The sequence below is a fragment of the Sphingobium sp. Leaf26 genome (genome assembly GCF_001421665.1).
Taxonomy (GTDB): domain Bacteria; phylum Pseudomonadota; class Alphaproteobacteria; order Sphingomonadales; family Sphingomonadaceae; genus Sphingobium.
Genome location: NZ_LMKV01000008.1, coordinates 58,960 through 70,786, shown reverse-complemented (window position 1 = coordinate 70,786; position 11,827 = coordinate 58,960). Strand labels below are relative to the sequence as shown.

Genomic DNA, 11,827 nt, shown 5'->3' with positions numbered 1-11,827 from the left:
GGCAAGGCGCTCGTCGACCTGCGCAACATCTATCCCGTCGATGAGGCGCAGGCCGCTGGCTTCTCCATCTCCCGCGTCGGCGGAAAGGCCGATTGAGCGTGCGACCGGGTCAGATGATGCGTCCTTCCCCTTCCGCTCGTCCGGGGCTTTGCGCATGACCAGCGCCATCATCACCGGTATCACCGGGCAGGATGGCGCCTATCTGGCCCAGACCCTTCTCGACAAGGGGTATGAGGTCTATGGCGCCTATCGCCGCACCAGCTCCGTCAATTTCTGGCGGATAGAGGAACTGGGGATCGCCAATGATCCCCGGCTCCATCTGGTGGAATATGATGTCACCGACCTGTCGGCCTCCATCCGCCTGCTCCAGCAATCCGAAGCGACCGAAGTCTATAATCTGGCCGCACAAAGCTTCGTCGGCGTCTCCTTCGAACAGCCGATCGCAACGGCCTCCATCACCGGTATCGGTGCGCTCAATCTGCTTGAAGCGATCCGGATCGTGAATCCCGCGATTCGCTTCTACCAGGCCAGCACGTCGGAAATGTTCGGCAAGGTGCAGACCGTGCCGCAGACCGAGCAGACGCCCTTCTATCCACGCAGCCCTTATGGCGTATCCAAGCTGTTCGCGCATTGGAGCACGATCAACTATCGCGAAAGCTATGGCTTGTTCGCGTGCAGCGGCATCCTGTTCAACCATGAAAGCCCGCTGCGCGGCCGCGAATTCGTGACCCGCAAGATCAGCGACGCCGTCGCGCGAATCGCGCTGGGCCAGTTGGATTGCCTGTCGCTGGGCAATATCGACGCCGCCCGCGACTGGGGCTATGCGCAGGAATATGTCGAGGGCATGTGGCGCATGCTCCAGGCCGGCGAGCCGGACAATTATGTGCTGGCGACCGGCCGCACGGAAACCGTGCGCACCTTCCTGCGACTTGCCTTCAAGTCCGCCGGTATCGGCATCGAGTTTTCCGGCGCGGATGAGGCTGAAATCGCCATCGACAGTCAAAGCGGCAAGACGGTGATGCGAATCGACCCGCGCTTCTATCGCCCGGCAGAGGTCGATCATCTGGTCGGCGATGCCAGCCATGCCCATTCCCGCCTCGGCTGGCGCCCTGAAACATCGCTGGAAACCTTGTGCGACATGATGGTCCAGGCGGATATCCGGCGCAACCAGGCCGGCGTCAGCTTCTGACGGCGGGGCGATGGGCAAGCTGCTGATAACCGGATGCGGCGGCTTTACCGGTCGCCATCTGGCCGACGCGATGGCCGCGGACGGCCATGAAGTCCATGCGCTCGTGCATGAAGGCGAAAGCCGGCCGATCCCGTCGGCGCAGGCGATCCATCGGCTGGACATTACCGACCAGGCTGCCCTGTCCCGTCTGGTCCAGGCCGTGGCGCCCGATCAGGTCGTGCATCTGGCCGCCATATCCTTCGCCCCTCATGGCGATCTGGCGGAAATGTATCGGACCAACGTCATGGGCACCCGCTATCTGCTGGGTGCGCTGGCCGCTCTCCCCCGGCGACCCGACGCCGTGCTGGTTGCCAGCAGCGCCAACATCTACGGCAATCGCGGCGGACGCCTGACCGAGGATATGGCCGCCGCCCCGTTCAACGATTATGGCGCAACGAAGGCCGCGACGGAAATCGTCTGCAACCTGTTCACCGACCAGTTGCCGATCATCCTCGTGCGCCCTTTCAACTATACCGGCCTTGGCCAGCCGGCCGAATTCCTGATCCCCAAGATCGTCGATCATGCGCGGCGCGGCGTCACCCGGATCGAACTCGGCAATCTCGACGTCGCCCGCGATTTTTCGGATGTCCGCATGGTGGTGGACGCCTATCAGCGGTTGCTCGCCACCTCGGCCAGCCATGGCGATGTCTTCAACATCTGTTCGGGCCGGCCGGTCGCCCTGCGCGCGCTGCTCGACATGGTCGGCGAACTGGCAGGCCACCGATTCGAACCCTCGACCAATCCGGCCTTCGTCCGCCCGGACGAACCCGCCTCGCTCTGCGGCGATGCCGGAAAGCTGGAGCGGACGATTGGCCCGCTCCGCACCATCCCCATTGCCCAGACGCTGGAATGGATGCTGAACGGCTGATCGCAAAAGCAGACCAGTCCAGGCCAGCACTCATATTAAGCTTGCAACCCGCCATGGCCTATAGTGGATAGGCGACGGCAGTCCGGCCCTCTCGCCGACGGCCCTGAACATTGGAAGACCGCATGAATCGCCTGATCCAACAAGAGACGAAGCGCCCGCGCCGCCATGCCGCCGCCCTGCTCGCTTTGCTGATGCTTACCTCGGCCTGCACGTCTGTCGGCCCCGGCCGGCAACGTATCCTGAACGCGCCGGAAAAATCCTCCATTCGCGGCATAGAGGTGATCAATCTCGAAGACGGCAATTCACCCTATCTGACCTCGGTTCAACCAGCGCCCGATTTCGCGACCAGCTTTGGCCAGTCCGTCCCGATCGGCCAGTTCATCGGCAAGGGCGACACGCTTCAGATCGCTATCTGGGAAGCGCCGCCGGCCGTTTTGTTCGGCGGCGTCACCGTACCCGGCACCGTCACCGGCAGCCAGGGCACGCCCCTGCCCGACTTCCTGGTCGGTGATTCCGGCATGATCTCCGTCCCCTTCGCCGGGTCGATACAGGCCGCCGGTCGCACCCTGACGCAAATCGAACAGGATATTGCCGCCCGGCTGCGCAACAAGGCGCATCTGCCGCAGGTTACGGCGCGCCTGGCGCAGAACGCCGCGTCCACGGCTACGGTCGTGGGTGAAGTCACTGCCAGCGTCCGCATGCCGCTGACCGCGAAAGGTGAAACCATATTGGACGGCATCGCCGCATCAGGCGGCACCCGTCAGCTAGCCGACAAGATCACGGTTCAGCTCACCCGCAACGGGCAAAGCGTGATGATGCCGCTGCAAAGCGTGATCCGTGACCCGCGACAGAATATCATCTTGCGCCCCGGCGATGTCGTCACCGCGCTGTTCCAGCCGTTCAGCTTCACGACGCTGGGTGCGGTGAAGCAGAATGCGGAGGTGCCGTTCGAATCGACCGGTCTCACCTTGTCGCAGGCGATGGGCCGGGCTGGTGGCTTGCTGTCCGCCGACCCCAAGGGCGTGTTCATCTTCCGCTGGGAGGATGCCGCTCTGTTCCCAAACCGCACAGCCGAGACAATCGTCAATGCGGAGGGCAAGGTGCCGGTCATCTTCCGCGTCGACATGAAGAATCCCAGCACCTATTTCACGATGCAGCGGTTCCAGATCCGCGACAAGGACGTGATCTATGTCGCCAACAGCCCGATATCCGAATTCCAGCGGTTCGTCGGGATCATGGCCTCCACGATCATCCCGGTCGTGTCCGTCGACAACGCTCTGTCCAGGAACTGATCGGAAAACAGGCGCTCCCGTCCCATCTCGAAACAAACCCAGGGACCGGGCGGTCCCTGGGTTTCACGCAATCCCTCTGTGACCCGATCGCCAACAACCGGCCCGGCCACGCGGGGTCAGGACAGCACGGCCGCCCGACTGATATGGGCGTCATGCAGCGACTTCATGTCGGGGGAGCGGCGACGCGGCATGACCAGCACGCCTTCCGCTGTCGAGATGATGACGCAGTCGGTCATGCCCAGCGCCGCAACCGGCGGGCCGCCGTCCACCAGGATCAGGTTGCCGTCGCAATCAATCGTGGACACGTCGCCCCGTACCGCATTGCCATCGGCATCCTTGCTGCGCGCGGTCCACAGCGCATCCCATGATCCGACGTCGGACCAGCCGATGTCCACCGGCACCACGACGGCGCGATCGGTCTTTTCCATGACGGCGCAGTCGATCGAGATATTCGCGCTGGCCAGAAAGCCGGTCCGGTTCGGCCGTGACAGCCCATCCTGCGATTCCACGGCAGCCATCGCCACCTCGATCGGCCCCGCGACATCCGGCGCGTGGCGCGCCAGTTCGCTCAGGAAAGCATCCGGGGTGAACAGGAAGATGCCTGCATTCCAGCTATGCCGCCCGTCCGCCAGATAGCGCTCGGCGACGGCCAAAGGCGGCTTTTCGACAAATTCCCGGACATGATGAATGCCCGGCGTGCCATCCAGCGCATCGCCGCTCTCGATATAGCCATAGCCGGTCGCGGGATGGTCCGGCTGCACGCCGAATGTCACCAGATTGCCGGCTCGCGCTGCCTCGACTGCCTGCTCGACCTTTGCCAGGAACAGGTCGGGATCGGCGATGACATGATCCGACGGCATCACCAGCATCAGCGCAGGCTCGCCCCGGTCGGCGATCCAGTGCGCGGCCATGGCTATGGCAGCGGCGGTATTGCGCCCCTCCGGCTCCAGCAGGATGGCCGACGCATCGATCGCCAGCGTAGCCAGCATCCGCGTCAGCAAAGGCCCGTGCTGCTCGCCCGAAATGAAGATCGGCGGCGCGAAGTCGGGACGCCCCGCCACGCGCGCGATCGTGTCTTCCAGCATCGACTGTTCCGACACCAGGCTCAAAAATTGCTTCGGCCGGTCACCACGCGACAGGGGCCACAATCGTGTCCCCGATCCGCCGACAAGAATGGCGGGATAGATACGCATGGAAACACACTCCAGAAATACAGAACAGGCCGGCATTGCGATCCCATGGCCGCATGCCGATCATAGTCGGTGACGCAACAGGCCGGCCTCTTCCGTCACCACCGCTATGCCATGATTATCTGAACAAGCCATAAAGTCTTTGCAGCTTGCCGATTTTCAGGCCGCGTCGCCATGGATGATATTGATCGCCCGGCGCCGGCGCCGGCCATCATGGGGCATCGAGAGCAGGGTCGCCGGATCGCGCACCAGCCGCTCCACCGCATTGTCGACCAGCATCTGCAACCCTTCCTCGCTGAGAAGACCGCCCCGGATCAGGCAGCGGTCGATCAGCACGCTGCGGAAAGCGGCATAGAGTTTCATGTCCGGCGCGGCCGGCGCCGCCCAGAATTCGTCCAGGCTCCCGCGATAGACGACGCCAGGTATCTTGTAGACCGAATGGCCCAGCACCACGACCGGCTTGCCGCTGTTGAGCGCCAGCGTGCCGACCGTGCTGTTCACGGTCACGACGCCCAGCGACTTGTCCACCACCTCGGCAATGTCCCAGTCGGACAGATAGACAACCCGGTCGGCCACGCCATAATGGCTGGCGAGGCGGTGGGTCAGCCGGTCCCATCCGACCAGCCCCGGATCGAGCGGATGGCGCTTCACCACCAGAGACACGCCGGCCGGCGCATGCTGGGCGAAGCTCTTGATGACGAAACGCAATGCCGCGCGCATGTTGCCGAAGGGCGAATGGATGCGGATCTGATAGTCGGAATTGAGCTGCAACGGCAGCGTGAAATAGGGCTTGTCCTTGACCGCCTCCCATTCCGCGCGCGACCGCCGCTCATGGCTCTGGCGCATCACCAGCTTCCAGCACCAGGCGACGGATTCCATCAGGAAGCTGTGCGGCCTATGGGTGTTGTAGAAGGGGAAATAGGGCCGCATCAGCGCGGAGGAAAGGCCGTTGCGCATGGTGTTGCGCGCGCGGGCGCGAAAGGTGGAGGGTACCGGCGGCAGGTCCGTTGGCTGCGGCGGCAGGCTGCGCGCCTGATCCATATACCAGCGCGGGTCGAGCGGCAGGGTCGAATTGCCGTTCACGCCATCATCCTGCAACGTCATGAAATCGGGCCGGATATAGCCTTCCTCCACGACATGGACACGCAGGTCGCGCAGACGTGCCATGCCATGGGCCGACGCATGATAGGGACGGCAATCGCCATAGAGGATGAGGTCGGTGACCCCGTGATTGACGACGAAATCGTCAAAGAAGAGCGGCCAGTTGCGGAACGTGCCCCGATAGTCCGTGGCATCGCCCGGCCAGTCGATCTTGTCGCCGCCGTTGATGTTGATCCGCAGGGCGCGATGCCCCCGATCACGCAACGCCTGCGCCAGCATGGCGAAATAGGGACCATGCGGCCCTTGCAGGAACAGGAAGGTTTTCGCGGCGGTCTCAACCATGCAGGAACTCGGCAAACAAGGTCATAAATCGGCGCAACTTCCCCTGTAACATCCGCAGCCGGATGAGCCATGTCACCGGCGGCGTCGATCCATTTGCCATGCGATCCACCATCACTTCGGGACCGCACGGCAACCGCGTAACCGGATCGATATAGCGAGGATAGAGAATGAGTGCCGCCGCCACAAGCTGATCCACGCTCAGTTGACGCCCGCGTCGACCAGTCACCTCGGCGAAGTCACGGGTCAACCCCCAGCCGGCATAGAAAGGCATGCCATGCACGGCGACGGCGCAGCCACGCATCAGCGCCTCGAACCCGGTCAGCGACGACAGGACATGCACTTCATCTACCGTCTGGACCAGCTGCATCAGCGGCGCGCCGGTGTCGATCGCATCGGCATGGGCCAGCACCGTCGCATCGGGCAGATGCCCCTTGCGATGGCCGGCCTGCACATCGGGATGCGGGCGATAGACGATCCAGGCGTCCGGCTCGGCGCGCCGCACCCGCGTCAGAAAGTCCAGATTGCCGCTGACCCCGGCCCCGCCGAATCGCACGGACAGGTCGTCCTCCACCTGCCCCACCGCCAATATCGTGCGGCGCCCGGCGGGCAGGCCGATCATCTCGCCCGCCTGCGGCCCATATTTGGTGACGCCCGCCGCGCAGACCCGCGCCCGCAACCGCGCCGCGCGCCCAACCAGTGCAGGCGGGAAATTATGGGTCGCCAGCAGCGTTTCCAGATCATTCGCCTTGCGCGCGTCATAATAGATGCCGGTCCGGTCCACCACGACGGATCCGGGCGGATGCAAGGCCGCGCCCAGCCCGCGCGACCGAAGAAAACCGTCCTCGACCTGCGCGATTCCCACTCCCGCCGCCGCGGCCTCCGCCGCCGTTCCGGGCGGCACGCGCGATGGCCAGACCGCCAGCGCACCACCTTCCCGGCGCGCCCGGCGCAGGCCGCGCGGCGCCGACAGGAAAGGCGGCTTGCGCAACCCGTCCCACAGGAAATGGCCGATTGCCTCCCGCTTCCAGAAGGCCATGCCGCTGGCCGCAGAAATGCCGCGATTGCCATCCAGATGCCGCCGCCAGTCGGCCAACTGCGCGATGACCTGCGTCACATCCACAGGCGCGCCGGTAAAACAGTCGCGATAACGGGCGGCGGCCAGCCGCGCCTTCAGCCCTGCTCGCAGCAACGCGGGATCGACCCTCCGGCCATCCGCGTCGATCACCGGGACCGCCAGCAGGCCCGCGATCAGCGCCAGTTCATCCTCCGGCGCCGCATGCACCGCCCGCGCCTGCACCACCAGCGCCCACGGATCGCAACCGTCCGGCAGTTGGCGACCCTCGATCCCTGACGTCGATGCACCGACAATCCCGATCTGTTCCGGCACCAGCCCGGCCATCGCTGAGCCGTCTACCGGCACGCCCGCCCGCACGACCAGCACCAGCCCCTGCTGGCGATGGCCCCAATAATCGCCACCGACCCGCGCTTCCGCCAGCAGGCCCAGCACCTCGTCCGATATCGACGGTGCGCACGCGCCCTCCTCGGCCGGCGCGCTGACAGCGGCGGTCGCGGGCGCAACGCCGGCGAAGGGCGGTGATCGCAGAAACGGCACGGCCATCATCAGCGCGCGGCAAGCCTCCGCGCCATCCGCGTCCGATCGCGCCACGCGCCAGCCATCTTGTTCCATGATGCCCGGATACGAGCCATGCCTTGTCCTTCCATGCCTCGCTCCGACCATGCGGGCACAGTCGGAGAAGGTCAAGGAACAGAGGCTGTTACTTCTTCGACCAGGTCGGTGATGATGTCGAAATAGTCACGCCAGGTCGGTGCCCGCCAATCGACCAGCCGCGCGATCTGCGCCGCACGTTCGGGCGCATCCGGCTGGCTATAGGCCTCGATCGCCCGCATCCAGCCCAGCCCGTCGAGCGGATCGAGATAATCGGGCGCTTCGCCACCGACTTCCCGATGGGCGACGATGTCGCTGCAAATAACCGGCACGCCGGCGGCCAGCGCTTCGACCACCGGCATGCCGAATCCTTCCGCGAAGGACGGCATCAGCATCCCGCGCGCGTGGGCGACCAGCGCCTGCATGCGATTATCCGATACCTCGCCCGCCTCGATCACATGGCCGCGCAGCGCCTCGGCCCGCTCCAGCATGTCGATGACATTCTCATTTTCCCAGCCACGCCGACCGATCAGCACCAGCACCGGTGCCGCATCGCCCAGCCGCTCGACCAGCCGCCGCCAGACATTGAGCAGCAGCAGATGGTTTTTGCGCGGTTCGATGGTGGAGATATAGACGAAATAGGGTCGCTCCGGCAGGTCGTTCGCCTTCGCGCCGAAGATATCCGGCGCATCGGCGCCGAAATGCGCGACCCGGATGGCGCGCCCAGTCAGACCATGCCGCATATGCGGACCCAGCGCATCGATCGTCGCCTGGCTGTTGCCGATGATGCCGCTGGCGAAACTGTCGATCGTACGCACCCGGCGCCGATGCTCGTCCGCACCTTGCGGCCGCGCATATTCGGGATGGCTGAGCGGGATCACGTCATGGACCAGAGTGATGAACTTCGCTCCTTCCGCCCGCAGGATCGCGCCGACCTGGGCATGATCGTCCAGATGGTGCGGCGACACCTGCAAATAGACGCGCGGCCCGTGTGCACGCGGCACCGGACGCGGCCGGGTTGCGAACATATGGCGGACCACCGCCGCCTTGCCATCGCTTCCGCCCGTTGATCCGGCATTGCGCCATTTGGCGGCGGTGAAGGCCAGGAACTGGCGCACCGCGGCATTGTCCAGCCGGCCATAATAGCCGCCGGCCGGATGCACCGCCGAAAAGGCCAGCCGGTCGGGCATCCGCTCCAGCAATTCGCGGGCATAGACATATTCGACGCGGTCGATTCCGGTGGGCGCGGGGTGGAAGGATCGGGACAGTAGCCGCGAAATATCGAGGATGACCTCGCTCTCGCCGCGATGCCCCTGAAACAACTGGCTGGCCCGTTTGGATCGCAGGGCCAGACGCGCGCCGGGCGCGTTGAAGGGACGCAATACCATCAGCAGGCGCCCTTAGATGATCGCTGCCACACGGCGGGAAAGACCTGCATCAGAATTGCGCGCGAATCTCTTCGGCCAGGGCCTGCAAAGCCGCCGGGTCCGCCTGTCCGCCTTCGCCATGCCCGGCGAAGCCCTTGGGATCGCCCTCCCAGCGCGGCAGGATATGGACATGCAGGTGAAATATCGTCTGCCCGGCCGGCGCGCCGTTATACTGGGCGATCTGGATGCCGTCGGGGTTCAGCGCCTTGCGGATGGCGCTGGCGACCTTCTTCGTGGTCGCCATCACCTGGCCCAGCGCCTCATCCTCGATCTCCAGCAGGTTGCGCGCTTTCGACCATTTGGAAATGACCAGCGCATGCCCCTTGGTCTGCGGCATGATGTCGAGGAAGGCGAAGGTCGTGTCATCCTCATAGAGCTTCATCGACGGGATCTTGCCCTGAAGGATCAGGGCAAAGATATTGCCGTCGTCATAAATGCCGTCGAGGCTCATGGATTGCCCTTAGCTGCTATAATGAGCGGTCGTCTTAGCAGCGACTTCCTCCCCCGTCACGCCCGGCGCCAGTTCGACCAGTTTGAACGGACTATCGTGGTCAGGACGCTGGAATACGCACAGGTCGGTGACGATCATGTCGACCACATTCTTGCCGGTCAGCGGCAGGGTGCAGGCCGGGATGAACTTAGGATCGCCATTCTTGGACGTATGCTCCATCACGACAATGATCTTCTTGACGCCCGCGACCAGATCCATCGCGCCGCCCATGCCCTTGATCATCTTGCCGGGGATCATCCAGTTGGCGATATCGCCATTCTCCGCCACCTCCATCGCGCCCAGCACGGTCAGGTCGATATGCCCGCCACGTATCATGGCGAAGCTGTCGGCGCTGGAGAAATAGGCGGTCTGCGGCAATTCGCTGATCGTCTGCTTCCCCGCGTTGATCAGGTCGGCGTCTTCCTCGCCCTCGAACGGGAAAGGCCCGATGCCCAACATGCCGTTTTCCGACTGGAGCGTCACTTCCACGCCATCGGGAATATGGTTCGCCACCAGCGTCGGGATGCCAATGCCCAGATTCACATAGAAACCGTCCTGCAATTCCTTCGCCGCGCGCGCGGCCATCTCGTCACGAGTCCAGGGCATCTTACTTCTCCCCTTCGGCGGGCGGCGCCCACCTTTTGTCCATCGGAAATATATCGTCGAACCCGCCCTTGAGGCCACTGCCATAGACGGGGTTAGGCATCACGAACCAGCCATTGCCCCAAAGCCCCGCGATCGGCAGTCGCATTGTCGCGGCGCGACGGTCGGGCACGGATTGGCCGGCATTGAACAGGTCGGAAAAGTCGCCCAGTTGATCGCCGCCCAAAGCGATTACGCAATATTTGATGGCGATCGTCCAGCGCCGGCCGTCCTTGCGCGATCCCATGGCATCGTCGCCGCTCAGATACAGCGTCTGGCCATGCACCGCCTCGCCCAGCCCGGCCGCCTTGATGGCGCGTGCGGTCGCATCGGCATTGGCGGCCGACCGGTTGGTGTTGAAGATCACCGTCACGCCCAGCTTGCGCAGCGCGCCCAACACATGATCCGCGCCCGGCACCGGCCCGACCGCGCCCTCGCCAGTCTTCTCCCACTTGTCCCAGGCTGCGGCGTCGAACCCCTTGCCGGTCTTGGCATCATGATATTCATAGCCGGTGTTGAGCATCACTGTCTCATCGACGTCGAACACGGCCGCGAAGGGCTTGTCCCCGCACGGCGCAAACTTCGGCGCGCTCAGCGTCCCCCCCTCCGCCAGCACGACGCTGTCGGCCGGCCGCGCCTTCACCTTAGCGGCCACATAGGTCAGCAGCGCATGCCAGGCCTGCACCGAAATCGCGGCCCCCTCGCCCGAACCGTAGAGATATTGCATCCCCGCCGGCGGACTGGCCGGCGATACGGGTGCGGTCACAGTCTGCGTCGTCGCGCAGGCGGCAAGCGGAGCCAGCAACAGCGACGCCGCCACGCGCATCTTCAAGGCCATCAGGCCGCTTCCCGCGTCCGCACGGTACGGAACTCGATCTTCTTGTCATAGGGCGCGCCCACGATCATGCGCTTCACATAGATGCCGGGCAGGTGAATCGCATCGGGATCGAGCGCCCCCGTCGGCACCACTTCCTCGACCTCGGCGATGCAGATCTTGGCCGCCGTCGCCATCGGCTGGTTGAAGTTGCGCGCCGTCTTGCGAAAAATCAGGTTGCCGCTCTCGTCAGCCTTCCAACCCTTGATGATCGCGATATCAGCGAAGATGCCCCGCTCCAGAATATAGTCCTGCCCGTCGAAGCTCTTCACTTCCTTGCCCTCTGCCACCTGCGTACCGACGCCAGTCTTGGTGTAGAAGCCGGGAATGCCCGCCCCGCCGGCGCGGCAGCGTTCCGCCAGCGTCCCCTGCGGACAGAATTCCACCTCCAGTTCGCCCGCCAGAAACTGCCGCTCGAACTCCTTGTTCTCGCCGACATAGGAGGAGATCATCTTCTTAACCTGCCGTGTGCGCAGCAGCTTGCCCAGCCCCTCGCCGTCGATCCCGGCATTGTTGGAGGCGATGGTCAGATCCTTCACGCCCGAATCGCGGATCGCGTCGATCAGCCGTTCGGGGATTCCGCACAGGCCAAAGCCGCCCGCGCAAATCTGCATCCCGTCAAAGAGAAGTCCGTCCAGCGCAGCAGCCGCATCGGCGTAGAGCTTCTTGACCATCGACACCCATCCTTTTGAAATTTGCCGTCACCC

Annotated in this window: 11 protein-coding genes and 1 pseudogene; 4 read left to right on the top strand and 8 right to left on the bottom strand. The window is 64.4% G+C overall.

The features are described from left to right. The 4 genes and pseudogenes from ASE85_RS24305 to ASE85_RS08305 all read left to right on the top strand — a co-directional run. Positions 1 to 96, top strand: a pseudogene (locus ASE85_RS24305) (UDP binding domain-containing protein); the annotation flags it as partial. Positions 97 to 154: 58 nt separating this feature from the next. Then, complete coding sequence (gene gmd / locus ASE85_RS08315) at positions 155 to 1,189, top strand: GDP-mannose 4,6-dehydratase (protein WP_056686494.1); 1,035 nt, start codon at positions 155 to 157, stop codon at positions 1,187 to 1,189. A gap of 10 nt (positions 1,190 to 1,199) precedes the next feature. Further along, entirely contained in the window at positions 1,200 to 2,096 is an 897-nt protein-coding gene (locus ASE85_RS08310; protein WP_056686491.1) for an NAD-dependent epimerase/dehydratase family protein, read from the top strand. 122 nt (positions 2,097 to 2,218) lie between these two features. Then, positions 2,219 to 3,388 carry a polysaccharide biosynthesis/export family protein gene (locus ASE85_RS08305; RefSeq protein ID WP_056686489.1) on the top strand — a complete coding sequence of 390 codons (1,170 nt, stop codon included), beginning with the start codon at positions 2,219 to 2,221 and terminating at the stop codon, positions 3,386 to 3,388. 116 nt (positions 3,389 to 3,504) lie between these two features. On the opposite strand, the gene ASE85_RS08300 is transcribed toward ASE85_RS08305, so the two are convergent. From ASE85_RS08300 to ASE85_RS08265, 8 genes are all read right to left on the bottom strand, one after another. Further along, positions 3,505 to 4,581 (bottom strand): mannose-1-phosphate guanylyltransferase/mannose-6-phosphate isomerase, encoded by a 1,077-nt coding sequence (locus ASE85_RS08300; protein ID WP_056686485.1) that lies wholly within the window; start codon positions 4,579 to 4,581, stop codon positions 3,505 to 3,507. Between the two features lie 156 nt (positions 4,582 to 4,737). Further along, the gene (locus ASE85_RS08295) at positions 4,738 to 6,021 is read right to left on the bottom strand and encodes a capsule biosynthesis protein (RefSeq protein ID WP_056686483.1); all 1,284 of its coding nucleotides are present in this window, start codon (positions 6,019 to 6,021) and stop codon (positions 4,738 to 4,740) included. Then, the gene (locus ASE85_RS08290) at positions 6,014 to 7,642 is read right to left on the bottom strand and encodes a capsular polysaccharide export protein, LipB/KpsS family (protein ID WP_056686513.1); all 1,629 of its coding nucleotides are present in this window, start codon (positions 7,640 to 7,642) and stop codon (positions 6,014 to 6,016) included. Before ASE85_RS08290 ends, ASE85_RS08295 begins: the two co-directional genes overlap by 8 nt. A gap of 137 nt (positions 7,643 to 7,779) precedes the next feature. Further along, entirely contained in the window at positions 7,780 to 9,075 is a 1,296-nt protein-coding gene (locus ASE85_RS08285) for a glycosyltransferase family 4 protein (RefSeq protein WP_056686481.1), read from the bottom strand. 49 nt (positions 9,076 to 9,124) lie between these two features. Beyond that, the gene (locus tag ASE85_RS08280; protein ID WP_056686478.1) at positions 9,125 to 9,565 is read right to left on the bottom strand and encodes an HIT family protein; all 441 of its coding nucleotides are present in this window, start codon (positions 9,563 to 9,565) and stop codon (positions 9,125 to 9,127) included. A 9-nt stretch (positions 9,566 to 9,574) separates the two neighbouring features. Next, positions 9,575 to 10,210 carry a CoA transferase subunit B gene (locus ASE85_RS08275; RefSeq protein ID WP_056686475.1) on the bottom strand — a complete coding sequence of 212 codons (636 nt, stop codon included), beginning with the start codon at positions 10,208 to 10,210 and terminating at the stop codon, positions 9,575 to 9,577. A 1-nt stretch (position 10,211) separates the two neighbouring features. Next, positions 10,212 to 11,084: an HAD family acid phosphatase gene (locus ASE85_RS08270; protein WP_056686472.1), complete on the bottom strand. Its 873-nt coding sequence runs from the start codon at positions 11,082 to 11,084 to the stop codon at positions 10,212 to 10,214. Then, positions 11,084 to 11,794, bottom strand: coding sequence for a CoA transferase subunit A (locus ASE85_RS08265; RefSeq protein ID WP_056686469.1), 711 nt, complete (start codon positions 11,792 to 11,794; stop codon positions 11,084 to 11,086). The genes ASE85_RS08270 and ASE85_RS08265 overlap by 1 nt, the downstream gene beginning before the upstream one ends. Between the last annotated feature and the right edge of the window lie 33 nt (positions 11,795 to 11,827).

Coding starts and splice junctions, on each gene's coding strand:
- ASE85_RS08270 (WP_056686472.1), bottom strand. CDS start 11,084: ATGGCCTTGAAGATGCGCGTGGCGGCGTCGCTGTTGCTGGCTCCGCTT.
- ASE85_RS08295 (WP_056686483.1), bottom strand. CDS start 6,021: ATGGTTGAGACCGCCGCGAAAACCTTCCTGTTCCTGCAAGGGCCGCAT.
- ASE85_RS08310 (WP_056686491.1), top strand. CDS start 1,200: ATGGGCAAGCTGCTGATAACCGGATGCGGCGGCTTTACCGGTCGCCAT.
- gmd (WP_056686494.1), top strand. CDS start 155: ATGACCAGCGCCATCATCACCGGTATCACCGGGCAGGATGGCGCCTAT.
- ASE85_RS08290 (WP_056686513.1), bottom strand. CDS start 7,642: ATGATGGCCGTGCCGTTTCTGCGATCACCGCCCTTCGCCGGCGTTGCG.
- ASE85_RS08275 (WP_056686475.1), bottom strand. CDS start 10,210: ATGCCCTGGACTCGTGACGAGATGGCCGCGCGCGCGGCGAAGGAATTG.
- ASE85_RS08305 (WP_056686489.1), top strand. CDS start 2,219: ATGAATCGCCTGATCCAACAAGAGACGAAGCGCCCGCGCCGCCATGCC.
- ASE85_RS08285 (WP_056686481.1), bottom strand. CDS start 9,075: ATGGTATTGCGTCCCTTCAACGCGCCCGGCGCGCGTCTGGCCCTGCGA.
- ASE85_RS08280 (WP_056686478.1), bottom strand. CDS start 9,565: ATGAGCCTCGACGGCATTTATGACGACGGCAATATCTTTGCCCTGATC.
- ASE85_RS08265 (WP_056686469.1), bottom strand. CDS start 11,794: ATGGTCAAGAAGCTCTACGCCGATGCGGCTGCTGCGCTGGACGGACTT.
- ASE85_RS08300 (WP_056686485.1), bottom strand. CDS start 4,581: ATGCGTATCTATCCCGCCATTCTTGTCGGCGGATCGGGGACACGATTG.